Here is a 23,234-nt window from a genome sequence, read left to right on the forward strand (position 1 = left end):
TCAGCGGCCGAGGCTTCGTGCCGAGGCGCGCTGCACCGCGAGGGAGCCGAGCAGACCGAGCGTCAGGAAGACCGCCGCGCTGCCGGTGGCCCAGGCCGAGGCGGTGGCGAACGCGTCCGTCATGGCGTCGATCACCCGGAGTCCGTTGGGACCGAGGGGCAGGGTGCCGGCGCGTGCGGCGTGCAGGATCCCGCCGGCGGAGTCGGTGATCTGGCGGGTGAAGGCGTCCACCTGTGCGGGGTCCAGCCCGACCGCGGCGAGCCGGCCCGGCAGCACCTGGTGCAGGGTGACCGCCAGCGCGGTGCCGCCGAGCGCGGAGCCCAGCGCGGAGCCCAGCTGGCGTACCGTCGACTGGGTCGCCGATCCCGCCCCCGACTGTTCGGTCGGTATGTCTTGCAGCACCGTCGAGGTGAGCTGGGCCGACGCCAGCCCGAGCCCGATCCCGTAGACCACCAGCGGCAACGCGAGCAGCCAGGCCGGGCTCTGTCGCCACACCGTCAGCGATACCCCGACCACCCCGAGCAGTTCCAGCAGCAGCCCGACGGTGACCACCATCGGCGCACCGAGGCGGCAGGCCAGGTGGCGGGCGCCGGCCCCGGAGAAGAACGCACCCAGCGCCATCGCCGCCAGCACCAGCCCGGTGTGCAGCACACCCAGTCCGAGCGCGTTGACCAGGTACAGCGGCAGGATCAGCACCAGGGCGAACTCGCCGATGGCGACCATGGCCGCGGTCAGGTTGCCCCAGGCGAACGTGGGGGTGCGGAACAGGCTGAGGTCGAGCAGTGCGTCGCGGCGGACCCGGGCGCGGTGCCGTTCCCACAGCACGAACAGGCCGATGAAGATCACTCCGACCAGGGCTGCCACCGGCACCACCGATACCGGTGCGGTGGCCGGCCAGGTCACCCCGAACACGGTCAGCGGTTCCCTGGGGGACCACCAACCCAGTTGGTTGCCCTCGATCAGTGCGAAGACCAGGGCGCCGAAGCCGATCCCGGAGGTGAGCAGGCCGTCCACGTCCACCCCGCGTCGGGCCGGGGCGCCGTGGGTCTGCGGCACGACCAGCACGGCGGCCACCAGGATCGCGAGGCCGAGCGGCACGTTGACCCAGAATATCCACTGCCAGGCAAAGGATTCGGTGAGCCAGCCACCGAGCAGCGGGCCCAGGGCCGCCGAGCCGGACATCACCGCACCCCAGACGCCGAAGGCGGCGGCACGGTCCTTGCCGCGGAAGGTGGCGTTGACCGTGGACAGCGTGCTGGGCAGGATCATCGCCCCGCCGACACCCTGCACCACGCGGGCGAGGATCAGCGCCGACGCGCCAGCGGAGAGGGCGGCGAGCACCGAACCGATGAGGAACAGGGCGATTCCGGTGAGGAACAGCGAACGCCGCCCGAGCCGGTCACCGACCCGGCCCATGGTCAGCAGCAGCGCGGCGAATACCACGTTGTACAAGGAGTTGATCCACTGGGCGTCGGTCAGGTCCAGCCGCAGGTCGTTGATGATGGTCGGCAGGGCGACACCGACGATCGTGCCGTCCAGCACGATCATCGCCAGCCCGGCGGCCAGCGTCCAGAGCGCGATCCAGCGCCGACGGTCGGTCGTTGCGGTGGCGGGGATGTTGACGGTGGCGTTGTTCACGGCGGTACCTCGATTCGGATCGAATCTAGTTCACGGCGTACGCCCGGGGGATCAGCCGTTCGGTTGATCGGGCGGGTGCCGCGAGCGACCGAACGGCACCGTGCAAGAGTGGACAAGTCCAAAAACGGTGCGATCCAGAGGAGTCAGCATGACGAACTGCGGCTACACCCTGATGACCGAACAGGCCGGGCCCAAGGAACTGGTGCGGGCCGGAGCGAGCCAGTTCGTCCGCCCGGAGGACGTAGCCGAGTCGATCCCGTGCGGCCCCGACCTGGACCGGGTCGGCGAAGCGATGAAGGCCTACGTGGACGCCGGGTTCACCGACGTCGCCCTGGTGCAGGTGGGCGGCGACTCCCAGGACGCCTTCTTCGAGCAGGCGGCCAAGCCGTTGCTGGAAAAGTTGCGCAAGCTCTGATGGCCGGGGGCGCGTCGCGTCGGCGTAGGACCGTCGACCGGTTTCACGGGCGCATTCTGGGCGCCGGGTCAAGCAGCGGCGTACGCCTGGTCGTCGGGGACTGGCTGCGGTCACCGCTGGGCACGTTCACCGACGTGATGGTGGCCGACGCCGCGGGGCACCGGGTGCTGCTGGCGCCCACCGAGGAGGTGGCGGCGTACGTCGCCCAGACCTATCGCTTCGATGAGGTGGTCACCTGCCGCGTGGAGCTGGGGGCGGACTGGACGGTCGACGCCGGACCGCTGCGCGCCCGCTTCGAGGTGGGCGGGCGTACGCCGGTTGGCCGGCTGCTGCACGCGTTGCCCGCGCCGCTGGCCGGCAGTCGGGCGGTGGCCGTGCTGGCCGATCCGATTGCTCGGCGGGTGTTTCCCGGGGTACGCACGGTCGGGACCGCGGGAAACGGGCGCCGGGAGTACTACGGCGCGCTCGACCAGCACGCGGTCACCGACCTGGGCGGCAGCTGGCAGGGCGCACCGCTCGGCACGCTCACTCCGGTCACGCCGGCGCCGGGCTTCGGGTTCAGCTCGACCCCCGAACTGCCCAGCCTCACTCGCGTAGTGACCACCGTCGTCCGCGACGGGTAGCACTGGCTGATCGTCAACCGGGCCTGGGCATTCTCGCAAGCTCGCTCAACCACCGTTATGGCGGGTGGCTTCGACAGGCTCAGTCAGCGTTAGTCGCCACCGCCACCACCGCCGCCGTCTCCGCCGCCGCCGCCTCCGTCACCGCCGCCGCTGTCTCCACCGCCGCCGGAGTCGGAGATGTCGCCGGAGATGCTGTCGGTGAGGTCGCCGATGCCGTCGGCGAAGGAGTCCATGGCCGCCGAGAAGTCGCCGAGGGCGTCCCCGATCCCGTCCAGGCCACCCAGATCGATCCCGCCCAACCCGAAGTCGCCATACCAGGCCAGATCGGTGCTCCACACCGCGGCGTCGGCCGCACTGAGCCCGGCGGCGGCCTCACGCAGCGCGGCGACCCACTGGGTGGTCACCCCCAGCGCGATGGCCCACGGCAGATAGCGGCTGAAGATCCCGGCCCCCTCCTCGAACCGCAGCCGGTCTCCGTCGGCGGTCTCGAGGAACTGCTTGAACCCGGCCAGCTGATACCGCAGCGCCGCGCCGAGAGCTGAACGCTGCCGCACACCCGTGCCGAGCGCACCCGGCGTACCCGCGAGGCTCAACCGGGGATACCAGGTGCGGTGCACCGGTTCGGCGGCCAACCGCGCACGCCAGGCAGGAATTGCCTGCCGCAGCGCCGGCTTCAGGTCGTCCAAGGTGCTGGGCCCGTGCTGCAGCAGAAGCATCACGATCTCCTCGCCCAACCACCCGACCAACCCGGGCGGCGGTGGGGTCACCACCGCCAGCTGCCACTCCGGTTTCCTTGTGCGGCCAAAGAATCCCGGCCGTGCTTCGAGCTGGGTGATGCTGATCCAGCGGGCGACGGTCAGTCCCACCAGGCAGGCCGCGATGTCGCCGCTGTCCACCTTCGCCTGCGCCAGCATCCCCACCTGGTGGGGGAGCACTCCCTGTGGTGGCTCGAATCGGACTGCGATGGGGACCGTCCGGTCCTCGGCCGTGGTGGGCCGGGTGGGCGCCTCGTCCGGCCTGGCTGGGATCACACCCGGTGCCACGCCGGCGTACAGCTGATCGTGCTTGCCGGGGGTCAACGGGCCGGGGTTCCGTGCGCGCGCCAGGAAGATGAACAGGATCGCGACCACCGTGATGGGGACGAAGACGATCAGGATTTCCATGGGCGCTCCCTCGTTGCGTTGCTCACCGCTGACTGTGGCATGCGCGGGGTGCGGGGAACGTGACGAGGGCCGGTACGCCAGGCGTACCGACCCTCCGTCGCTTCAGACGATCAGACGATCAGAGACCGAACTCGGCGCCGAAGTCACCGTCCTCGAGACGCTCCTTCACCGTGCTGAGGAAGCGGGCGGCGTCGGCGCCGTCGACCAGACGGTGGTCGTAGGTGAGCGACAGGTACATCATGTCGCGCACCGCGATCGTCTCGCCGAATTCCTTGTGGGTCAGCACAACCGGCCGCTTCACCAGGGCGCCGGTGCCCAGGATCGCCACCTGCGGCTGGTTGATGATCGGGGTGTCGAACAGCGTCCCCGCCGATCCGTAGTTGGTGATCGTGAACGTGCCGCCGGTCAGGTCGTCCGGGGTCACCTTGCCGCTGCGGGTACGCCCGGCCAGGTCGGCGATCTTCTTGGCCAGGCCACCCACGTTGAGGTCGCCGGCGTCCTTGATCACCGGCACCATCAGGCCACGCTCGGTGTCCACCGCCATGCCCACGTGCTCGGCATCCGAATAGGTGCAGGTGCCGGCCTCGGTGTCGATGGTGGCGTTCACCTTCGGGTGCTGCTGCAGCGCCTCGACAGCCGCCTTGGTGATGAACGGCAGATAGGAGAGCGAGGCACCGTTGCGCGCCTTGAACTCCTCCTTGACCGCCGCGCGGATCCGCGAGATCGCGGTCAGGTCCACCTCGACGGTGGCGGTCAGCTGGGCCGAGATCTGCAGCGACTCCACCATCCGCTTGGCAATCGTCTGGCGCATCCGCGACAGCTTCTCGGTGGTGCCGCGCTTGGTGGACGCCTCGGCCGGAGCCTGGCTCGGCGCGGACGGGGTCTCGGCAGCGGCTGCCGGCGTCTCGGCGGCCTTCTTGGCCTCCTCGGCGGCGGCCAGCACGTCCTGCTTGCGGATCCGCCCGCCGACGCCGGTGCCCTTGAGCCCGGACAGGTCGACCCCGTGCTCGGTGGCCAGCTTGCGGACCAGCGGAGTCACGTACGCCGAGTCGTCACCCTGGGCGCGGGGGGCCGCCTGTTTGGGTTTCTCCTCCTGCTCGGGGGCGTCCTGCTTCTCGTCCTGTTTGGGCTTCTCGTCCTGCTTGAGCTTCTCGTCCTGTTTGGACTCGGACTTGTTCGGTTCGGGGGCCGGGACCGGATCCTGGCCGCCCTCGTCACCGGCCTCGGTCTGATCCTCGACCTCCTCGACCGACTGGGCGTCACCGCCGTTCCCGGAGTCGGTCGCGTCCTCGCTCGCGCCCTCCCCGGCCGGTTCGCTGGCGGGCTGGGACTGCGACTTCTCGGCCTTCGCCTCGTCCGCACCCGACTCGCCCGCGTCCGCCTCGGCGGCCTCATCGGAACCGCCCGCGTCGCCGTCGCCGACCACGCAGAGCACGGCGCCGACCTCGACGGTCTCGTCCTCCTCGACCTTGATCTCCTGCACGGTGCCGGCGACCGGGGACGGCACCTCGGTGTCCACCTTGTCGGTGGAGATCTCGACCAGCGGCTCGTCCACCTCGACGGAGTCGCCGACCTGCTTCAGCCAGCGCGACACGGTGCCCTCGGTGACCGACTCGCCCAGAGCGGGCAGGGTGACCTCGGTGCCCTTGCCGCCACCGGACTTCGCCTTCGGCTTCGGGGCGTCCTGCTCGACCTCGTCCGGCGTACCCTCGCGCGGTTTCTCGGCGGTCTCCTCGCCCTCGGCCTCCTCGGCGTCCACGTCCTCGGCGGCACCCTGCGACTCGGCCTCCTCGGCATCGTCGCTCTTCTCGGCCGAGTCGTCGGCCGTGGCGCCCTGCGAGTCGTCGGAGGCGCCTGAGTCGCCCGAGTCGGCCTCGCTCTCGTCACCGACGATGCACAGCTCGGCGCCGACCTCGACGGTCTCGTCCTCCTGCACCTTGATCTCGAGCAGCACCCCGGCCGTGGGGCTGGGGATCTCGGTGTCCACCTTGTCGGTGGACACCTCCAGCAGGGCCTCGTCGGCCTCGACCCGGTCACCCACCTGCTTCAGCCAGCGGGAGACGGTACCTTCGGTGACGCTTTCGCCCAGGGCGGGGAGGGTTACAGAGGTCGACATGATGAGTTCGAGGCTCCTTGGGTCAAGGTTCAGTTGCTGGGGGCCAGCCTAGCCCCGTCCGATCGAGTGTGGCAGGGCCCCGTCCGGTCACGGCTCGGTGAGCCAACGCGAGTGCCAGGCGTGGGCGGTCCGATAGCCCAGTCGCTGATAGACCACCCGGGCGGGAGAGTTGTCGCTGTACATCCCGAGCGTGCTCACCCCGCTGTCGGCGAGCGCCCATCGGGTCAGCCGCGCCGAGATCAGCCGTCCCAGCCCGCGGCCGCGGAGCGCGCGGTGGGTGACGATCCCGCCGAGGTGCGGGACCCCGGTCGCCTCGCGTTCCGAGCCGCCGATCGCCACCAGTTCCCCGGCGGCGTCGCGCAGGCCGATCCAGTGCACCATGTGCCCGTCCCCGGCGTTGCTCCACACCCGGTCGTTGTGCGAGCGGGCGAACGCGTTCAGTTCTTCCGCGTCGAGGCGGTCGTCCAACCGCACCCCGCGCAGACCCGGCGGGTCGGCGTACGCCGCGGGCTCGGTCCGGGTCCACTGCCACTCCCAGTCCCCGCCCCGGCCGAGCGTGAGCACCGCGTGCACCGTCTCGGCCCAGCGCTGGTCGATCGAGACGGTGCGGGCGGCCAACCGCTCGAGCAGTCCGCGGGTGCGCGCGGCGGTCAGCGCGGCGCGCACGTCGGCTGCGGTCGCGGTGGACCGCGGGGTCACCCACAGGCCGCGCCGCTCACCGTCGCGGCGGACCATGATCACCCCACGCTCCACCCACGCGTGCAGCCCCTCGGCCGGGACCGCCCAGTGCACCCACGGGTCGTCGCCGGTGGCCGCCAGCAGGTCCGCGTGGTCGGTCAGCTCCTGCACGTCAGCCGTGGGCGTGCAGCGGCTTGCCGGCCAGCGCCAGGTGGGCCTCGCCGAGGGCCTCGTTCTGGGTCGGGTGGGCGTGCACCAGGGCGGCGACCTCCTCCGGGTACGCCTCCCAGGCGGTGATCAGCTGCGCCTCGCCGACCAGTTCGCCGACCCGGGAGCCGACCATGGTGATCCCGACCACCGGGCCGTCGGTGCGGCGTACCACCTTCACGAAACCCGCGGTCTTCAGGATCTGCGAGCGCCCGTTGCCGGCCAGGTTGTAGCTGTAGCTCTCCACCTCGCCGTACGCCTGGCGCGCCGACTCCTCGGAGTGCCCGACCGAGGCGATCTCGGGCTCGCAATAGGTCACCTTGGGGATCTCCCGGTCCCGCACCGGAGTGGGGGCGCGGTCCAGCTTCTGCGCGCGGTGGGCGATCTCCTCGGCGACGAAGATTCCGTGCGCGAACCCGCGATGCGCCAGCTGCAGCCCCGGCACCAGATCGCCGACCGCCCAGGTGTTCTCCCGGCTCGTGGCCAGCCGCTCGTCGACCACCACGAAGCCGCGGTCCAGGCGTACCCCCGCCTCCTCGAAACCCAGGCCCTCGGTGACCGGGCCACGGCCGACCGCGACCAGCAGCACCTCGGCCTCGTGCGTGGCGCCGTCGGCCAGGGTCAGGCGTACGCCGTCGTCGGTCACCTCGGCGGACTGCATCGGGGTGCCGGTGACGGCGGTGATGCCGCGCCTGCGGAAGGCGCGGGCGAGCGCCTTGGACGCCTCCGGATCCTCGGCGGGAACCAGCCGGTCCAGCGCCTCGACCACGGTCACCTCGACCCCCAGCGACCGCCACGCCGAGGCGAACTCGACGCCGATCACGCCACCGCCGAGCACGATCGCGGTGGCCGGCAGCTGCTCCAGGCGCAGCGCGTGGTCGCTGGTGATGATCCGCTGCCCGTCGATCGGCAGGCCCAGGGTGCGGGCGAACGACCCGGTGGCCAGCACCGTGCAGCGCCCCGACAGCAGCCGGTCGCCGACCTGGACCCCCTCGTCGGTCAGCCGACCCTCGCCGGTGACCGTCTCGATCCCGTCGGCCTTCACCAGTCCGCCGAGGCCCCGGTAGAGGCGATCGACGACGCCGTCGGCGTACGCCCGGACGCCGGCCGGGTCGATCCGGTCCAGGGTGGCGTGTATGCCGAGGGCGGCACTCTCCCGGGTCTGGTCGGCGACCTCGGCGGCGTGCAGCCAGGCCTTGGTGGGGATGCAACCGCGGTGCAGGCAGGTCCCGCCCACCTTGTCCTTCTCGACAAGGGCCACGGTCAATCCAAGTTGGGCGGCTCGCAGCGCGGTCGCGTAGCCGCCGCTGCCAGCACCCAGAACAACGACGTCATGGGTGGAAGTCATGCTGCGCATCATGGCAGGGGGCGGCTGCGGCGCTGACCGGGGCATCCCTTCTTGGCGGGCTGACCGCCGGCCATCCGGTGGCCGTGCTGCTGTTGCTGGTCCCACTGGCCGGGCACGGGCTCGGGCTGGGGCTGCTCGTCGGGCTGACGGCCCTGGGCGGGTTGATCGCGGTCCCCGTCGGAATGCTCGACCTGGTCTGGGGTCCGCACGGACCGGAGCGGCGCGCGGTGGCCGCCGCAGAGGAAGCGGTCGAGGCGTTCGAGCGGGCCGATGCCGAGGAGGTACGCCGGATCCGCCCGGCGGCGTCCCAGGCGTTGCACCAGGCGTGGACCTCCTTTCGCCACAGCGTCGGGGAGGGCCCGCTGACCCCGGCGGCCGCCGAGATCTTCGAACGGATCGGCATCCTGCAGACCCGCTACACCCGGCGCAGTGCCGAGCTGGTGGACCCGGCGCTGGGTGGTGCCGAGGCGCAGCCATGGGGCAACGCCGAGGGAGACGACTGGGCCGAGCCGGTGTTTCGCCCAGACTTCGAACCCGAACAGCTGCGCGACTCCTCACTCGGCCGCCCGGATGCGGCCTACCTGCTGCGCAACGGACTGCACGGTCCCTCGGAGGTGTGGTTGATCGCGATCCGGGTGGGGGTGGCCACCCTTCTCGCCGGGGCGGTCGCGTTGTTCAGCGGGGCCGCCCACCCCTACTGGGCGATCGCGTTCGCCGCGCTGGTGCTGCACCAGGGCGGCACCCGGCAGGCGCAGACGGTCCGCGGGGTGCAGCGACTGCTCGGCTCCTGCTGGCACCCGCAGGTGAGCCGGGCCCGGCGGGCGTTCGGCCGGGCCAGCGAACCGCTGCAGGCGATCAACGCGCACCCGGTCACCCGACCCCGCTCGGCGGCCGACATCCACGCCGACGTTCTGGCCGTGCAGGATGTGATCACCGACTGGCGTTGAGGGCTGGGCTCAGCGCAGCTCGACGAGCTCGCCGGTGAGATTGACGCTCGCCTGCTCGGCCCAGAACCGGCGGCCGGGATCGGTGCGATACAAGGGATTCAGCGCGAGCAGGTGTTCCAGCACCGCGGCTCGCCCGCGACGGAAGTCGGCGGCCGGGACCTCGGCATACTCGCGGCGTACATCGCGTCGATAGGTCTCATAGCGCTCGGGTTCGCTGCCCAGGATGGCCAGGTCGGCATCGCACAACAACTGCCCGCGTTGGTCGTCGGAGGCGGGGGAATGGCCGGCGGTCAGGCGTACCAGTCTTGCCACCTCGGCCACCTCGGACGGCGGAAGGTGCTGTGTCAGCACGGTTTCCGCCAACCGCGCCGACAGCTCCTCGTCCTCACCGGCCCGTCCGGCGTACACCGCGTCATGGAACCAGACCGCCAGCGCGACCGGTCGCTCCGCGCCGCTGAGGGCGTCGAGGGAGTCGAGGCAGTGCTCGAGGTGGCGCAGGTCGTGGTAGTAGCGGCCGCGGGCTCCCCACCGGTCGAGCAACTGTTTCGCCGGTGCCCTGTCGGCGATCGGCCAACGGGTCAGCAGGGATTCCTTGCGGGCTTCGGTTTCCGCCCGCACCTGAGCCTTGGTACGCCGCAGCCCGCTGGCACGCAGGGCGGCCACCAGGTCGCGGGTCGGGGCCGCCACCGCGCCGGCCGCCAGGCAGGCAGCGTACAACCGCTGCGGCACGTCGTAGTGGTCCCGGTCGAACGCCCGCGGCGGCAGACCGGCCGCCTCCGCCAGCGCGTGCAGCTCGGCCAGCGAGCTGTCGGAGACCAGGTGGGCGAACACCGTCCCGTGCGCCGGCCAGCTCGGCGGGTCGATCAGCACGGTCATCTTGACGGGCGCTCCGCCTCGAGACGGATCCCATGACCGGCGCCGATGATCTTGATCCGGTGGGTGGGGTCGACCCGCTCACCCACCTTGGCCTGGGCGTGGCAGTACTTGTCGTAGGCCTGCTTGTCCTCCAGCACGGCGAACTCCGGCAGGTCAGCGTCGCAACGCATTTTCTCTGCCCGGAGGACGTTGAGGGCATTCTCGCCGGTCAGCGGGTTCCCCCTGGTCGGCAGGGTCGCCTTGCCGGTGGTGACACCGGCCGGAATCGGGACATCCGCACTGGCCAGCGGGTCCTCCTGCTTGGCGCAGCGAGCAGCAGCGCACCGACCACGACTCCAACCCAGAATCCCCTCATCCGCTCAGCCCTGCAGGGAGCGGGCCAGTTCGACGAGGGTGCGGACGCCCACCCCGGTACCACCGGTGGGCACCTCCCCGGACGGGCTCCCCTCGTTGTAACCGACGCCGGCGATGTCGAGGTGGCCCCAGTCGGTGCCCTCGTCGACGAAACGGCGCAGGAAGGAGGCGGCCACCGAGGCCCCACCCATCCGCGAACCGCCCGAGCGCAGGTCGGCCGCCTTGGAGTCCAGCGACTCGGCCGACCAGTCACCCATCGGCAACCGCCAGGCCTCCTCGCCGGCCGCCTCGGCGGCACCGAGCAGCCGGTCGGCCACCTCGTCGGAGTCGGAGAAGACGCCGAAGATCTTGCCGCCCAGGGCGACCATGCAGGCGCCGGTCAGGGTGGCGATGTCGACCACCAGGTCCGGCTTGTCCTCGTTCGAGCGGGCCAGCCCGTCGGCCATCACCAGCCGGCCCTCGGCGTCGGTGTTGTAGTTCTCGACGGTGATGCCGCCATACATGGTGAGCACGTCGCTGGGCCGGAAGGCGGTGTCCGACGGCAGGTTCTCGGCGAGGCAGCCATAGGCGGTCACCTTCACCTTCAGCCCCAGGTCGGCGATGGCGCGCATCGCGGCGAACACGGCGGCGGCCCCACCCATGTCGCATTTCATCGTGTACATCGAGTCGCCCGGCTTCAGGTTCAACCCGCCCGAGTCGAACGTGATCCCCTTGCCGACCAGCGCCAGATGGGCCTTCGCGCCGCGCGGCGCATAACTCATCCGGACCAGCCGCGGGGTGTGCGCCGACCCGCCGCCGACGGCGGTCAGCCCGCCGTAACCACCGGCGGCCAGCGCCTTGTCGTCGAGCACCTCGACCGCGATCCGGGTGCCGCGGACCAGGTCCTTGGCCTCGGCGGCGAAGGTCTCCGGATAGAGCAGGTTGGCGGGCAGGTTGACCCAGTCGCGGGCGACCAGTTGGGCGTAGGCCACCGCGCTCACCTCGGCGAGCGCGTCCCTGGCCGCCTTGTCGGCGCGGGCGCTGATCAGCGTGATGCTCGGGGCGGCCTTCTCCTCGGTCTTCGCCGAGATCGGCGCCCACGCGTACTGGCCGAGCACGCTGCCCTCGGCCACGGCCCGCAGCTGCTCCGGCTCACCGGTCGGCAGGGCGACCGCCAGACGTACCCCCTCGCCCAGACCGACCGCCGTCCGTGCGGCGGCCCCGGCGGCACGCCGCAGCACGGCCGGGGTCGGCTCATCGCCGCCCAGCCCGACCGCGACCACCCGCAGCCCGCCACCCACGGCGACAACGGTGGTGCTGCCGACCTTGGTGCTCGCCTTCAGCTCGACCAGGGTGCTGGCCAGATCCGCCCCGAACCGCTTCTGGTACGCCTTGTCCACGGTCGCTGGCAGCTCCACCAGCTGCGGCTCCTTCGCCTCACCGGCCAGTCCGACCACCAGGACCTGGGTGTCGGCGGGCAGCGTCTTGGCGACGTTCATCTGGGGCAGGACGGGGTTGACCACGGTGACTCCTCGGACGGGGTTCTGGCTCGATCGCTTGCGCCGGTCAGGCTACCCGCACCACCGTTCGCCTCGATTCGGCACTAGGGTCTGGGGCCATGAGCGAGTCGAGCAAGCAGTCCCCGCTGCACCAGTGCCACGTCGACGCCGGGGCGAAGTTCGCCGAGTTCGGCGGATGGTCGATGCCGCTGCAGTACGCCGGCGGCGGCATCGTCGCCGAGCACCACGCGGTCCGCAAGGGGGTGGGCATCTTCGACGTCTCCCACCTCGGCAAGGCCACCGTCCGCGGGGCCGGTGCGGTGGAGTTCCTGAACACCCAGTTGAGCAACGACCTGAACAAGATCGACGCCGGGCAGGCGCAGTACACGCTGCTGTGCACCCCCGAGGGCGGGGTGGTCGACGACCTGATCGCCTATCGGTTCGCCGATGACGACGTCTTCCTGATCCCGAACGCCGCCAACACCGCGGCCGTGGTCGAGGTGCTGACCGGGGCCGCCCCGGCGGGGGTCGAGGTGTGCAACAAGCACGACGCGTTTGCGGTGCTGGCGGTGCAGGGACCGAAATCGGATGAGCTGCTGGAGCGGCTCGGCCTGCCCACCGGTCACGACTACATGTCCTTCGACGTCGCCGAACTCCCTGCTCTGCGTGCAGCCGCCGAGCTCGACGGCATCCGGCTCACCGTCTGCCGCACCGGCTACACCGGCGAGCGGGGCTATGAGCTGGTCGTGCCGAGCGAGCAGGCGGTCGTGGTCTGGGAGCAGCTGATGCAGGCGGGGGAGGACCTCGGCGTACGCCCCTGCGGGCTCGGCGCGCGCGACACCCTGCGCACCGAGATGGGCTATCCGCTGCACGGGCAGGACATCTCGCCCGACATCTCCCCGGTGCAGGCCCGGATCGGCTGGGCGATCGGCTGGAAGAAGCCGGAGTTTCGCGGGCACGAGGCGCTGCGCGCCGAGAAGGAGGCCGGGCCGCGCCGTCGGCTGTGGGGGATCCGCGCGATCGGGCGCGCCATCCCGCGCCCGCACATGGCCGTGCTCGGCGCGGACGAGGCCGAGGTGGGTGAGGTCACCTCCGGCACCCATTCACCCACCCTGGGCACCGGGATCGGGCTGGCCCTGATCGATGCCAGACTCAGCGAGGGGGATCACGTCTCGGTGCAGGTGCGCAACCGCACCGAGGAGTTCGAGATCGTCAAACCACCGTTCGTCACGCCTGGCGTGCGCGGGGAGTGAGGCGAGTCGAAGGTCACCGCCAATCGGGGCAAGGGGAGCAGGTGCAGCAACAGGGGTCGGTGGACCATGTGGTGGCCGCCCTGCAACGGCGCGGGCGGCGCTTCCGGATCGAGCACGACCAATATCTCGTCCTCGACTCCGGTCTGGCGCAGCGCCTGTCCGACCTGGCGTACGCCGTGGAGCAGGCGCTGGTGGTGTCCGGCCCGCCCGAGGCGGCCGCCGACCGGGTGGTGGCCGACCTGCTCGCCCGCGAGGAGCGGCTGGCCGCGGGGGACCTGCCGCCGATCCAGCAGGTACGCCTGCGGCTCACCCATGACGACCTGTTGCCCGGTGGCGGGACGTTGCCCGGCCCGGCCGACCTGGTGGTCTTTCCGGTGCACGACACCGCCGACTCGGCGACCCGGCTGACGACCGCCCAGGTGGACGCGCTGGGGGAGGTGCTGGCGCGCTCCGGTACGCCCGGGCGCAGCGATCTGGAGCGGGTGGGGGTGGCGGCGATGCCGGCCACCCTGGCCGAGCCGGTCAGCGTGCACCCCGAATCCTGGAGTGGGCACCTGGCAGTGCTGGTCAGCGGGGACCTCTACACCGCCTCGCGGCTGCTCGACCTCCCGCGGCTGCTCGGCCAGGTCGGCATCCCCGCCGAGCAGGACGTGCTGGTCGGCGTGTCCAGCTCACGGGAGCTGTGGCTGGTGCCGGTGGTGCCCGGGGTGATCGCCGAGCTGGCGAGGGAACTCGACGCGCGGGTCGCCGCGGCGTACGCCGTCAGCCGCGGCCAGATCGCCCAGCGTGCGTACCTGTGGAGCGCGGGGCAGCTGCGGAGCCGCTGACAGGTCCCTGAGCCTGTCGAAGGGCGGTCCCTGAGCCTGTCGAAGGGTCAGGCCGGCTCGAGCGACATCGGCCCGTAGACCTCACGGTCGCCCTCGAACAGGGTGACCGCGGTGGTGCCCGCGTCCAGCAGGTCCTCGTAGTTGGCGGTCAGCCACTCCTCGGCGGCCGCCTGGTCGACGAAGCGTTCGGTGAGCTCACCGGCGTCGGGTTTCCAGTACCACATCAGATTCTCCTCACTGCAGGGTGCCGAAGTCCTCGGGGCGTACCCGACGGCCGGTCGAGACCTCCCAGGGACGGCGGTCGAAGGACTCGAAGCTGAGCATCGCCCCACCGGCGGCGGTGTAGTCGTGGTAGCGCACGGTGCCGCTGGGACCGGTGTCGGTCTCGCCCTGGGCGGTATAGCTGGCGGTGCCGGACTCGTCGAGGGAGAAGGTGCCGTCGTCGACGTTCAGCTTGCGGGCACCCGGCTCCAGGCCGACCAGGTCGGGACGCGGGGTCCAGCGGGTCACCTCGTCGTCCTCGACGGTGAACCACAGCGGCTGGGGCAGCCCGCCGACCTTGTGCTCGGCCCAGGAGTCGCCGTCCTCGGAATACCACACGGTCCCGACCACGGTCACCGGGTTTCCCTGATAACTGAACTGGGCGCCGGGGCACAGATAGGGGATCGTCATGCCCCGAATCTAGGCGATCGCTCCGACGGTCCGGGAACGGGCCCTCAGAGCTTGGTGCCGCGGGCGATGGTGGGCTTGGGCATCCGCAGCCGGCGCATCTGGATGGAGCGGTTGAAGCCGTACATCATCAGCCCCTTGCCCTTGGTGGAGACACCGGGGTGCTTCTGGGCGAGCAGCTTCTTGTACCGGCCCCAGAGCAGGAACAGATCCAGCAGCACCAGGGCCAGGAAGCCGTACATCGCGACCAGGGCGATCATCGACATCTGCGGATAGACGCTCTGCAGGAAGCTCAGCGCCAACATCAGCACCATCGCGGGCAGCAGGAATTCGCCCAGGTTCCAGCGGGCGTCGACCATGTCGCGCATCAGCTGCTTCTCCGGGGTGGAGTCACGGGCCTCCATCGCCGCCATCCGACGCTCCCGGTTGGCGGCGGCCGACTGGCGGCGCGCCTCCTTCGGCGACAGCGTGGGGTTGAGGCGCTCCTTGCGGGCCGCCTCCGCCTGCCGACGGGTCGGCGTGGGTGCATCCTTCTTCCGCGGGCCCTTGGCGAGCGGCTCCGGAGTGGGTTCGGGGTCGCTCACGGCCGGGTCGGACTTCACGTCCTTGCGGTAGGGGCGGAACAGGCCCATGGGCAAACCTCACGACGGTCAACGCCCGGCCACCGTGGCTCGGGGGTGTCCCCGATTGTCTCAGGGTCGACCCGGGATTTCGAATCGGACGCGGCCCGGTGGTGCCGGTGCTACCGGCGACCGCCTAGGCTGGTGGACAGTACGCGTTCGGAATCGGAAGGACCGGGCCCAGATGAGCGGATTTTTCCAGCGGATGTCGACAGTGTTCCGTGCCAAGGCAGACAAGGCACTGGACAAGGTCGAGGACCCGCGCGAAACCCTTGACTACTCCTACCAGCGCCAGCTGGAGCTGCTGCAGAAGGTGCGCCGGGGGGTGGCCGACGTGGCGACCAGCCGCAAGCGCGTCGAGCTCCAGGCCAACCAGCTGAACACCCAGATCGACAAGCTGAACACCCAGGCGCAGAAGGCGCTCGAGGTCGGTCGGGAAGACCTGGCCCGCGAGGCGCTGACCCGCAAGTCGGGCATCCAGGGTCAGCTCGGCGAGCTGCAGGCGCAGCACGCCCAGTTGCAGGGTGAGGAGGAGAAGCTGGTCAAGGCCTCGCAGCGACTGCAGGCCAAGGTGGACGCCTTCCGCACCAAGAAGGAGACCATCAAGGCCACCTATTCCGCCGCCGAGGCGCAGACCCGGATCAACGAGGCGTTCTCCGGGATCGGCGAGGAGATGGGCGATGTCGGTCTGGCCGTGCAGCGGGCGGAGGACAAGACCGCCCAGATGCAGGCCCGTGCCGGCGCGATGGACGAGCTGCTCGCCTCCGGTGTACTCGACGACGTGACTGGGTCCACCAAGGACGACATCACCCGCGAGCTCGAGGCCCTCTCCTCGACCTCGGACGTGGACAACGAGCTGGCCCAGATGAAGGCCCAGCTCGGCTCCGGCGGAGCCGGTCAGCGGCAGTCGATCGGTCAGGGACCGGGGTATGCCCAGGGCGCCGGTCAGCAGGGCGCCCAGCAGCAGGCGCCGGGTCAGGCCGGCCAGTTCGGTCAGGCCGGCCCCGCTCAGCAGGGCCAGGGTCAGCAGGGCCAGGGTCAGCAGGGGCACGCCATGCCGGCCGGCGGAGACGACTTCCAGGCGTACCCGACCCAGCAGCAGCCGGGCACGGAGGGTCAGCGATGATCATCCGGGTGCTCAACGAGGGCCAGTTCCGGATGACCGATGACCACCTGAGCGAGCTGAACGCGTGCGACGACCAGGTGGAGGCGGCGGTCGAGGCCGACGATCAGGAGCAGCTGACAGCCGCCCTGACCACGCTGATCGGCACCATCCGCAGCCTCGGTCAGGAGCTCCCCGACGACTTGCTCGAGGATTCCGACCTGATCGTGCCGGACGCCGAGGCGACCCTGGCCGACGTGCGCAGCTGGCTGTCCGACAGCGGCAGCGACGAGGGCCTGATCCCGGGTCGCAGCGGTTCCTGACCCCACGGTGGTTCGGCTCTCCCGTCGCTGGCTGATCATCTCGGCGATCCTGGCGCTGATTGGCCTGTACGCCGTCGGCAGCTCGATCTATTGGGTTGTGTCCATGCTCGGCGCGCCGGACACCGCCTGGGTGGCCATCCCGGCCGTCGGGGCGGTGCTCGCCAGCGTCCTGGTGGTGATCGCCGTGCCGCTGTTCAAGAGTTGGCAACCGCCGCGCTGGGTGCGGATCGGGCTGCCGATCGTGGCGGGCGGGTTCGGCATCGTCGCGGCGGTGGGTACGTTCACCCTGGCCAGCCTGACCGCGTGCGACTATCAGTGCCGGCCCGCCGACACCTGGAAGATGCTCCCCGCCATGCTGACCGCCGGCGTACTCACCGCCCTCGGGCCCGGTGTGTGGGCGTTGACCGACCGGCGCGACCGGGAGGATCTGCTGTGGCCGCTGGCGGTCGCGTTCGTGGTGATCGGGATCGCGGTGGGGATCTATCAGTGGGTGGAGAACGGCCTCTACTGACCGTTGTCGGAGCGGAGCCATAGACTCACCCGGTGCGAATTCTGGTGGCCTGTGACCGACTCGGCGCAATGAGCGCTGCCGAGGCAGGGGTGGCGATCGCGTCCGGCTGGCAACGCACCCAACCCGTTGCCGAACTCGCCGTGGCGCCGCTCGGTGTCGCCGGTGAGGGATTCCTCGCCGCCGCTGCGGCCACGATCGGTCGTGAGGTCGAGCTGAGCGGCCAGGCCGGAGGGCGGATCGGTCTGCTGGTCCGCGGGGAGCGGACCCGAGCCGTCGGCATGGAGGTGCTGGACGCCGGCCCGCCGGAGCGCGGGATCCCACTGACGGGCAGCTCCGCCGCGATCGGGCACGCCGCCGCCGAGGTGCTGGCCCCGGACCGCCCCGACCGCCTGCTGCTCGACCTGGCCACGGTGCACTGCCACGACGGGGGAGCCGGGCTGCTGAGCGCCCTCGGTGCGACCGCCGACCGTCCGCTGGAGGAGGGGGTGGGGGCGATGGCCGGGATCGGCCACCTCGACCTGCACCCGGTCCGGGAGCGGTTGACCGGGATGGAGCTGCTCGCGGTGGTGCCCGACGCCGAACTGACCCAGCCGTTGCTCGGGCTGCGCGGGATCACCTCGCGGCGCGGCCGCGAGGCCGACACCGACCCGGCCGAGCTGCTGGCGGTCGACGCCACCCTGGAACGGTTTGCCACCCTGGCCGAAGCTTCCGCGGCGGCCGTGCCCGGTGCGGGCGCGTGCGGCGGGGCGGCGTACGCCATCGCGGCGCTCGGCGGACGGATCCTCAGCGGGCCACAGGCCTGCGCCGAACTGGTGGGGCTGGTCGAGGCCGGTGCGCCGAACGGGTTCACCGAGACCGTGCTGCAGGCCGACCTGGTGGTCACCGGATCGTCGCGCTTCGACTTCGCCTCCCGCGGCGGCGGGGTGATGCGGTTCGTCGCCGAACAGGCCCAGTTGGCGGGTACGCCGTGCATCGCGCTGGCGGGGGAGAAGGTGATCGGCGCCCGCGAGATGCGCACCATGGGCATCGAGTCGGCGTACGCCGTGCGCGAGGCCGCGCCGTCCTTCGCCGACGAGCCGAGCGGGGCCGACGTGACGGCCGAGGAGCTCACCGAACTCGCCGCCCGGGTGGCGCACACCTGGCAGTGGTGAGGGGGAGGGTTGGGGAATAAACCGTCCGCGAATCGTGCTGCACGGTTGCGGGCCGGGTAGACTCGGCCGACGAACGCGACCAACCCGCGCGATCACCCAACCTGGAGGCAACATGACCGAGGCGACGACCGCCACCACCGGTGTCATCCTCACCGACGAAGCGGCCGGCAAGGTCCGCGACCTGCTCGAGCGTGAGGGCCGTGACGACCTGGCCCTGCGCATCGCCGTGCAGCCCGGTGGCTGCTCCGGCCTGCGCTATGAGCTCTACTTCGACGACCGTCAGCTCGACGGCGACGTCGTCAACACCTATGAGGGCGTCAACGTGGTCACCGACCGGATGAGCGCCCCCTATCTGGGTGGGGCGAAGATCGACTTTGTCGACACCATCGAGAAGCAGGGCTTCACCATCGACAACCCGAACGCGGGCGGTTCCTGCGCCTGCGGTGACTCCTTCCACTGAGTCCCTGCCGTTCGGCTGCTGAGGGCCCCTCGACCACGGTCGAGGGGCCCTCGCTGCGTTTCCGCGGCCATCCGTTAGGTTACTGACCAGTTGTCGACCCCGGAGGGACTCACATGCAGGTAGCTGGCCGTACCGCGCTGATCACCGGCGGAGCCTCCGGGCTCGGCCTGGCGACCGTACGCCGACTCGTCGAGCTGGATGCCAAGGTGGTCGTGCTCGACCTCGACTCGGAGACCGCCCGCGGCAACCTCGCCGAGCTCGGTGACAAGGTCACCTTCAGCCCCGGTGACGTGACCAGCGAGGCCGACGTGCAGCGGGCCGTGGACGCGGCCGTCGAGCTGGGTGACCTGGCCGTGGTGCAGAACTGTGCCGGCGTGGGTACGCCGGGTCGGGTCTATTCGGCCAAGAAGCAGCAGGCGCATCCGCTGGACGCGTTCGCCCGGGTGGTCAACATCAACCTGATCGGCACCTTCAACGTGATCCGGCTGGCCGCCAAGGCGATCATCGAGCACACCGACACCGACGCCGAGGACCGTGCGGTGATCATCAACACCGCGTCCGCGGCCGCCTTCGACGGTCAGATCGGCCAGGCGGCATACTCCGCGTCCAAGGGCGGCATCGTCGGGATGACCCTGCCGATCGCCCGTGACCTGGCGCAGTTCCGGATCCGGGTGATGACGATCGCCCCGGGGCTGTTCTGGACCCCGATGTTCGCCGGCCTGGACGAGAAGGCGATCGACTCGCTCGGTCAGCAGGTCCCGCACCCCTCCCGGCTCGGTGACCCCAGCGAGTACGCGTTGCTGTCCACCCAGATCATCGAGAACCCGATGCTGAACGGGGAGACCATCCGTCTCGACGGTGCCATCCGGATGGCGCCGCGCTGAGCCGCGTCCTCTGAGCAGGCCGGCCGGCCGGCCGGGTGAGCGCGCTTCCCGGGTGTCCGCGGACGCGCAGCGAGCTACAGCAGCTCGAGGATGGTGGCGTTGGCCATGCCGCCGCCCTCGCACATGGTCTGCAACCCGTAGCGGGTGCCGGTGTCGCGCATCTCGTGCACCAGCTGGGTCATGATCCGGGCACCGGAGGCGCCGAGCGGGTGCCCGATGGCGATCGCGCCGCCGTTGGGGTTGAGCCGGGCCGGGTCGGCGCCGGTCTCGGCGAGCCAGGCCAGCGGTACCGGGGCGAACGCCTCGTTCACCTCATAGACCCCGATGTCGGCCAGCGTCAGCCCGGACCGCTGCAGCACCTTCGCCGTCGCCGGGATCGGGGCCGACAGCATCATCACCGGATCATCCCCGGCCAGCACCCCCGTGTGGAACCGCGCAATCGGCGTACACCCCAGCTCGCGCGCCTTCGCCGAGGTCATCAGCAACAGCGCCGCCGAGCCGTCGGAGATCTGCGAGGCGTTCCCGGCGTGCACGGTGCCACCGTCCTCGGGGGCCTTGAACACCGGCTTCAGCTCCGCCAGCGACTCCACGCTGGTACCGCGGCGCAGCCCCTCGTCGACCCCCAGTGACCCGCCGTCGGTCAGCGGCACCTCGACCAGCTGCCCGGCCAGCCGCCCGCCGTCGATCGCCGCGGCGAGCCGGGCGTGCGAGGCGGCCGCGAACTCGTCCTGGGCCTGCCGCGACAGCCCCCAGCGCTCGGCCATCAGTTCCGCGCCGATGCCCTGGTTGAACCCCTTCACCCCGAACCGCTCCAGCAGCTCTGGGGTGTTCGGCGAGCCCAGCTCCGGGTCCTTCATGGTGGAGAACATCGGGATCCGGGTCATCGACTCGACCCCACCGGCCACCACCACGTCGTACGCGCCGGAGATCAGCCCCGCCGCCGCGAAGTGCACCGCCTGCTGGGAGGAGCCGCACTGCCGGTCGATGCTGGTCCCGGGCACCGACTCCGGCCAGCCCGCCGCCAGCACCGCGTTGCGGGCGATGTTGCCGGTCTGCTCCCCGACCTGGGAGACGCACCCCCAGATCACGTCGTCGACCAGCCCGGGGTCCACCCCGGCGCGCTCGGCCAGCGCGTTCAGCACCACCGCCGACAGGCTCACCGGGTGTACGCCGGACAGTGCTCCCTTGCGTCGCCCCACCGGGGTGCGGACGGCCTCGACTATGACGGCATCACGATCGCTCATGGCCCACACGCTACCGGCCCGGTCGGGGTGACTCGCTGGTAACGTCCTCCTCGGTTGCAACAGCGAGGAGGCGACGATGACCGATGGCCCACTGGCCGGGATCCGGGTGGTCGAACTCGCCGGCATCGGCCCTTCGCCGTACGCCTGCCTGGTCCTTGCCGAGCTGGGTGCCGAGGTGATCCGGGTCGACCGGCCCGGCCCCGGGGTGCTCCCGGTCGGCTCCGGCGGCCTGACCCGGTCCCGACCCAGTGTCGCCCTCGACCTCAGGACCAGCACCGGACGCGAGGCCGTGCTGCGCCTGGTCGAGCGGGCCGACGTGCTGGTCGAGGGCCTCCGCCCGGGCACCTGCGAACGGCTCGGTCTCGGCCCCGAGGACTGCCGGACCCGCAATCCGACCTTGGTGTACGCCCGGATGACCGGCTGGGGCCAGTACGGCCCGCTCGCCCACACCGCCGGGCACGACATCAACTTCGCCGCCGTCGCCGGGGCCCTGCACCTGTGCGGCCCCGCCGAGCGGCCGATCCCGCCGGTCAACCTGGTGGCCGACTTCGGCGGCGGCAGCCTGTTCCTGGTCACCGGCATCCTGGCGGGTCTGCTGCAGCGGCATCGGACCGGCCGCGGCACCGTGGTCGACGCCGCCATGGTCGACGGGACGGCCTCGATGACCACGATGCTGCACGGTCTGCTGGCCGACGGTGCCTGGACCGATCGACGGGAGGCCAACTTCGTCGACGGCGGGGCGCCCTTCTACCGCTGTTACGAGTGCGCGGACGGGCGGTTCGTGGCCGTCGGCGCACTGGAGCCGCAGTTCTTCGCCGTGCTGTGCGAGGGCCTCGGCGTACACCCGGCGACCGAGCAGAACGACCGCAGCGGCTGGCCGGCCATGACCGCCCGGTTCGCGACCGCCTTCGCCACCCGCACCCGCGACGCGTGGGCCGAGCACTTCGCCGACACCGACGCCTGCGTCAGCCCCGTGCTGTCGCTGGCCGAGGCGCCGCAGCACCCGCACCTGCAGGCCCGCGGAACCTTCGGCGAGGTCGACGGCCACCCCGCGCCGCGGATCGCACCCCGCTTCGACGACGCCCCACCACCGGACCCCACACCGGAACCCCGCCGCGGCGCCGACACGCGCGCCGCACTGACCGAATGGGGCTTCGCCGCCCTCGAGATCGACGCCCTGCTCGACACCGGCGCGGCCCACCAGAACTGAACGAACGGACCAGGAGGACATGGGAATGAAGATCGGAATGCCGATCAACTACAGCGGCGAATTTCGCGAGGTCGCCGACGAGCTGCTCGACCACGAGGCGGTCGGGCTCGACCTGGCGATCATGGGGGAGGCGTACAGCTTCGACGTGGTCAGCGCCCTCGGCTATCTGGCCGCGCGCACCGAGAAGCTGCGACTCGCCTCGGGCATCCTGAACATCTATTCCCGCACCCCGGCCCTGCTGGCGATGACCGCCGCCGGTCTCGACCACATCTCCGACGGCCGGTTCATGCTCGGCATCGGCGCCTCCGGCCCGCAGGTGGTGGAGGGGTTCCACGGCATCCGCTACGACGCGCCGCTGGGGCGTACCCGTGAAGTCGCCGAGATCTGTCGCAAGATCTGGCGCCGCGAACCGACCGACTATGCCGGCAAGTACTACAAGCTGCCGTTGGACGCCGAGCACGGCGGGACCGGGCTGGGCAAGCCGCTGAAGCTGATCAACCACCCGCTGCGCGACCGGATCCCGATGCTGCTCGCCGCGATCGGGCCGAAGAACACCGCGCTCGCCGCCGAACTGTTCGAGGCCTGGCAGCCGGTGCTGTTCCTGCCCGAGGGCGCCCAGGCCGCCTTCGGTGACGCGCTCGCCAAGGGCCGCGCCAAGCGCGACCCCGAGCTCGGCGAGCTGCAGATCCTGGTCGACAGCGTCGCCTGCATCACCACCGACGAGCGGATGCGCGAGGCGGTCCTGCAGCGGGTGCGCCAGCACGTCGCCCTCTATGTGGGCGGCATGGGGGCGCGCGGGAAGAATTTCTACAACGAGCTCGCCGTGCGTTACGGGTACGCCGACGCCGCCGCCGAGATCCAGGACCGCTACCTTGGCGGGGACAAGGTCGGCGCGGCTGCGGCCATCCCCGACGAGCTGATCGAGGGGCTCGCCCTGGTCGGCGACGCCGACCACGTCGCCCGCCGGGTCAAGGCATTCGCCGACGCCGGGGTGAGCACCCTCAACGTGCAGGCCGTGGCCGCCGACCGCCGGGGCCGGGTCGAGACGATCGAGGCGCTCGTCGCGATGGCCGGCTGACCGGTTGCCCTGACGGGGCGCGGGGGCTGTGGCAGGCTGACCGGCGAGGACGACGCGGG

General features: G+C 71.3%; 24 protein-coding genes and 1 pseudogene. 13 read left to right on the top strand and 12 right to left on the bottom strand.

The features are described from left to right. A complete protein-coding gene (locus CGZ93_RS10010; protein ID WP_229117347.1) occupies positions 1–1,638 on the bottom strand; it encodes a DHA2 family efflux MFS transporter permease subunit in 1,638 nt (545 codons plus the stop codon). Positions 1,639–1,786: 148 nt separating this feature from the next. Between CGZ93_RS10010 and CGZ93_RS10015 the strand changes: the two genes are divergently transcribed. Then, a complete protein-coding gene (locus CGZ93_RS10015; RefSeq protein WP_229117348.1) occupies positions 1,787–2,053 on the top strand; it encodes an LLM class oxidoreductase in 267 nt (88 codons plus the stop codon). Then, on the top strand, positions 2,053–2,676 hold the full coding sequence (locus CGZ93_RS10020) for a hypothetical protein (RefSeq protein ID WP_094364003.1): 624 nt from the start codon (positions 2,053–2,055) through the stop codon (positions 2,674–2,676). The genes CGZ93_RS10015 and CGZ93_RS10020 overlap by 1 nt, the downstream gene beginning before the upstream one ends. An 89-nt stretch (positions 2,677–2,765) precedes the next feature. Here CGZ93_RS10020 and CGZ93_RS19755 read toward each other — a convergent pair whose 3' ends face one another. The 4 genes from CGZ93_RS19755 to lpdA all read right to left on the bottom strand — a co-directional run bounded on the left by CGZ93_RS19755 (position 2,766) and on the right by lpdA (position 8,188). Next, the gene (locus CGZ93_RS19755; RefSeq protein WP_094364004.1) at positions 2,766–3,839 is read right to left on the bottom strand and encodes a DUF2207 family protein; all 1,074 of its coding nucleotides are present in this window, start codon (positions 3,837–3,839) and stop codon (positions 2,766–2,768) included. Between the two features lie 118 nt (positions 3,840–3,957). Beyond that, complete coding sequence (gene sucB, locus CGZ93_RS10030; protein WP_094364005.1) at positions 3,958–5,955, bottom strand: 2-oxoglutarate dehydrogenase, E2 component, dihydrolipoamide succinyltransferase; 1,998 nt, start codon at positions 5,953–5,955, stop codon at positions 3,958–3,960. Between the two features lie 87 nt (positions 5,956–6,042). Continuing rightward, complete coding sequence (locus CGZ93_RS10035) at positions 6,043–6,804, bottom strand: GNAT family N-acetyltransferase (RefSeq protein WP_094364006.1); 762 nt, start codon at positions 6,802–6,804, stop codon at positions 6,043–6,045. Position 6,805: 1 nt separating this feature from the next. Further along, positions 6,806–8,188: a dihydrolipoyl dehydrogenase gene (lpdA, locus tag CGZ93_RS10040; protein ID WP_229117349.1), complete on the bottom strand. Its 1,383-nt coding sequence runs from the start codon at positions 8,186–8,188 to the stop codon at positions 6,806–6,808. Positions 8,189–8,271: 83 nt separating this feature from the next. On the opposite strand from lpdA, the gene CGZ93_RS10045 reads away from it, so the two are divergent. After that, entirely contained in the window at positions 8,272–9,135 is an 864-nt protein-coding gene (locus CGZ93_RS10045; RefSeq protein WP_141211161.1) for an FUSC family protein, read from the top strand. 9 nt (positions 9,136–9,144) lie between these two features. On the opposite strand, the gene CGZ93_RS10050 is transcribed toward CGZ93_RS10045, so the two are convergent. The 3 genes from CGZ93_RS10050 to CGZ93_RS10055 all read right to left on the bottom strand — a co-directional run bounded on the left by CGZ93_RS10050 (position 9,145) and on the right by CGZ93_RS10055 (position 11,843). Beyond that, positions 9,145–10,011: a DUF4031 domain-containing protein gene (locus tag CGZ93_RS10050; RefSeq protein ID WP_094364008.1), complete on the bottom strand. Its 867-nt coding sequence runs from the start codon at positions 10,009–10,011 to the stop codon at positions 9,145–9,147. Continuing rightward, positions 10,008–10,181: a hypothetical protein gene (locus CGZ93_RS18915; protein ID WP_176451721.1), complete on the bottom strand. Its 174-nt coding sequence runs from the start codon at positions 10,179–10,181 to the stop codon at positions 10,008–10,010. Before CGZ93_RS18915 ends, CGZ93_RS10050 begins: the two co-directional genes overlap by 4 nt. Before the next feature lie 189 nt (positions 10,182–10,370). Continuing rightward, positions 10,371–11,843 carry a leucyl aminopeptidase gene (locus CGZ93_RS10055; protein ID WP_094364041.1) on the bottom strand — a complete coding sequence of 491 codons (1,473 nt, stop codon included), beginning with the start codon at positions 11,841–11,843 and terminating at the stop codon, positions 10,371–10,373. Positions 11,844–11,962: 119 nt separating this feature from the next. Here CGZ93_RS10055 and gcvT point away from each other — a divergent pair, with 119 nt between their 5' ends. Both gcvT and CGZ93_RS10065 read left to right on the top strand, forming a co-directional pair. After that, complete coding sequence (gcvT, locus tag CGZ93_RS10060) at positions 11,963–13,096, top strand: glycine cleavage system aminomethyltransferase GcvT (RefSeq protein ID WP_094364009.1); 1,134 nt, start codon at positions 11,963–11,965, stop codon at positions 13,094–13,096. Positions 13,097–13,137: 41 nt separating this feature from the next. Continuing rightward, a complete protein-coding gene (locus CGZ93_RS10065; protein ID WP_094364010.1) occupies positions 13,138–13,923 on the top strand; it encodes a hypothetical protein in 786 nt (261 codons plus the stop codon). Between the two features lie 47 nt (positions 13,924–13,970). Here CGZ93_RS10065 and CGZ93_RS18920 read toward each other — a convergent pair whose 3' ends face one another. The 3 genes from CGZ93_RS18920 to CGZ93_RS10075 are packed head-to-tail and all read right to left on the bottom strand — an operon-like array spanning position 13,971 to position 15,224. Then, positions 13,971–14,147 (bottom strand): hypothetical protein, encoded by a 177-nt coding sequence (locus CGZ93_RS18920; protein WP_176451722.1) that lies wholly within the window; start codon positions 14,145–14,147, stop codon positions 13,971–13,973. A gap of 10 nt (positions 14,148–14,157) precedes the next feature. Then, a complete protein-coding gene (locus tag CGZ93_RS10070) occupies positions 14,158–14,595 on the bottom strand; it encodes a DUF4178 domain-containing protein (protein WP_094364011.1) in 438 nt (145 codons plus the stop codon). Positions 14,596–14,639: 44 nt separating this feature from the next. Then, complete coding sequence (locus CGZ93_RS10075) at positions 14,640–15,224, bottom strand: DUF3043 domain-containing protein (protein ID WP_094364012.1); 585 nt, start codon at positions 15,222–15,224, stop codon at positions 14,640–14,642. A 172-nt stretch (positions 15,225–15,396) separates the two neighbouring features. Here CGZ93_RS10075 and CGZ93_RS10080 point away from each other — a divergent pair. From CGZ93_RS10080 to CGZ93_RS10105, 6 genes and pseudogenes are all read left to right on the top strand, one after another. Further along, positions 15,397–16,134, top strand: a pseudogene (locus CGZ93_RS10080) (PspA/IM30 family protein); the annotation flags it as partial. Positions 16,135–16,334: 200 nt separating this feature from the next. Then, entirely contained in the window at positions 16,335–16,637 is a 303-nt protein-coding gene (gene pspAA / locus CGZ93_RS10085; RefSeq protein WP_094364014.1) for a PspA-associated protein PspAA, read from the top strand. A gap of 7 nt (positions 16,638–16,644) precedes the next feature. Then, on the top strand, positions 16,645–17,148 hold the full coding sequence (locus tag CGZ93_RS10090) for a hypothetical protein (RefSeq protein ID WP_094364015.1): 504 nt from the start codon (positions 16,645–16,647) through the stop codon (positions 17,146–17,148). A gap of 32 nt (positions 17,149–17,180) precedes the next feature. Further along, positions 17,181–18,299, top strand: coding sequence for a glycerate kinase (locus CGZ93_RS10095; RefSeq protein WP_141211162.1), 1,119 nt, complete (start codon positions 17,181–17,183; stop codon positions 18,297–18,299). Positions 18,300–18,411: 112 nt separating this feature from the next. Continuing rightward, positions 18,412–18,759 carry a HesB/IscA family protein gene (locus CGZ93_RS10100; RefSeq protein WP_094364017.1) on the top strand — a complete coding sequence of 116 codons (348 nt, stop codon included), beginning with the start codon at positions 18,412–18,414 and terminating at the stop codon, positions 18,757–18,759. Between the two features lie 113 nt (positions 18,760–18,872). Next, entirely contained in the window at positions 18,873–19,643 is a 771-nt protein-coding gene (locus CGZ93_RS10105) for a 3-hydroxyacyl-CoA dehydrogenase (protein WP_094364018.1), read from the top strand. 74 nt (positions 19,644–19,717) lie between these two features. Here the strand turns inward: CGZ93_RS10105 and CGZ93_RS10110 are convergent, their stop codons facing one another. Beyond that, positions 19,718–20,887, bottom strand: coding sequence for a thiolase family protein (locus CGZ93_RS10110; protein ID WP_094364019.1), 1,170 nt, complete (start codon positions 20,885–20,887; stop codon positions 19,718–19,720). 76 nt (positions 20,888–20,963) lie between these two features. Here CGZ93_RS10110 and CGZ93_RS10115 point away from each other — a divergent pair, with 76 nt between their 5' ends. Together CGZ93_RS10115 and CGZ93_RS10120 are read left to right on the top strand one after the other, a co-directional pair. Further along, on the top strand, positions 20,964–22,097 hold the full coding sequence (locus CGZ93_RS10115; RefSeq protein WP_094364020.1) for a CaiB/BaiF CoA transferase family protein: 1,134 nt from the start codon (positions 20,964–20,966) through the stop codon (positions 22,095–22,097). A 25-nt stretch (positions 22,098–22,122) separates the two neighbouring features. Continuing rightward, on the top strand, positions 22,123–23,175 hold the full coding sequence (locus CGZ93_RS10120; RefSeq protein WP_094364021.1) for an LLM class F420-dependent oxidoreductase: 1,053 nt from the start codon (positions 22,123–22,125) through the stop codon (positions 23,173–23,175). Positions 23,176–23,234: the final 59 nt, after the last annotated feature.

It is taken from the genome of Enemella dayhoffiae (assembly GCF_002250625.1).
Taxonomy (GTDB): Bacteria; Actinomycetota; Actinomycetes; order Propionibacteriales; family Propionibacteriaceae; genus Enemella; species Enemella dayhoffiae.

Bases quoted from the DNA above. Each gene is read 5' to 3' on its own strand.
- gcvT (WP_094364009.1), top strand. From the start codon at position 11,963: ATGAGCGAGTCGAGCAAGCAGTCCCCGCTGCACCAGTGCCACGTCGAC.
- CGZ93_RS10120 (WP_094364021.1), top strand. From the start codon at position 22,123: ATGAAGATCGGAATGCCGATCAACTACAGCGGCGAATTTCGCGAGGTC.
- sucB (WP_094364005.1), bottom strand. From the start codon at position 5,955: ATGTCGACCTCTGTAACCCTCCCCGCCCTGGGCGAAAGCGTCACCGAA.
- CGZ93_RS18915 (WP_176451721.1), bottom strand. From the start codon at position 10,181: ATGCGTTGCGACGCTGACCTGCCGGAGTTCGCCGTGCTGGAGGACAAG.
- CGZ93_RS10110 (WP_094364019.1), bottom strand. From the start codon at position 20,887: ATGAGCGATCGTGATGCCGTCATAGTCGAGGCCGTCCGCACCCCGGTG.
- lpdA (WP_229117349.1), bottom strand. From the start codon at position 8,188: ATGACTTCCACCCATGACGTCGTTGTTCTGGGTGCTGGCAGCGGCGGC.
- CGZ93_RS10070 (WP_094364011.1), bottom strand. From the start codon at position 14,595: ATGACGATCCCCTATCTGTGCCCCGGCGCCCAGTTCAGTTATCAGGGA.
- CGZ93_RS10075 (WP_094364012.1), bottom strand. From the start codon at position 15,224: ATGGGCCTGTTCCGCCCCTACCGCAAGGACGTGAAGTCCGACCCGGCC.
- CGZ93_RS19755 (WP_094364004.1), bottom strand. From the start codon at position 3,839: ATGGAAATCCTGATCGTCTTCGTCCCCATCACGGTGGTCGCGATCCTG.
- CGZ93_RS10055 (WP_094364041.1), bottom strand. From the start codon at position 11,843: ATGAACGTCGCCAAGACGCTGCCCGCCGACACCCAGGTCCTGGTGGTC.
- pspAA (WP_094364014.1), top strand. From the start codon at position 16,335: ATGATCATCCGGGTGCTCAACGAGGGCCAGTTCCGGATGACCGATGAC.
- CGZ93_RS10015 (WP_229117348.1), top strand. From the start codon at position 1,787: ATGACGAACTGCGGCTACACCCTGATGACCGAACAGGCCGGGCCCAAG.
- CGZ93_RS18920 (WP_176451722.1), bottom strand. From the start codon at position 14,147: ATGTGGTACTGGAAACCCGACGCCGGTGAGCTCACCGAACGCTTCGTC.
- CGZ93_RS10050 (WP_094364008.1), bottom strand. From the start codon at position 10,011: ATGACCGTGCTGATCGACCCGCCGAGCTGGCCGGCGCACGGGACGGTG.
- CGZ93_RS10105 (WP_094364018.1), top strand. From the start codon at position 18,873: ATGCAGGTAGCTGGCCGTACCGCGCTGATCACCGGCGGAGCCTCCGGG.
- CGZ93_RS10020 (WP_094364003.1), top strand. From the start codon at position 2,053: ATGGCCGGGGGCGCGTCGCGTCGGCGTAGGACCGTCGACCGGTTTCAC.
- CGZ93_RS10115 (WP_094364020.1), top strand. From the start codon at position 20,964: ATGACCGATGGCCCACTGGCCGGGATCCGGGTGGTCGAACTCGCCGGC.
- CGZ93_RS10100 (WP_094364017.1), top strand. From the start codon at position 18,412: ATGACCGAGGCGACGACCGCCACCACCGGTGTCATCCTCACCGACGAA.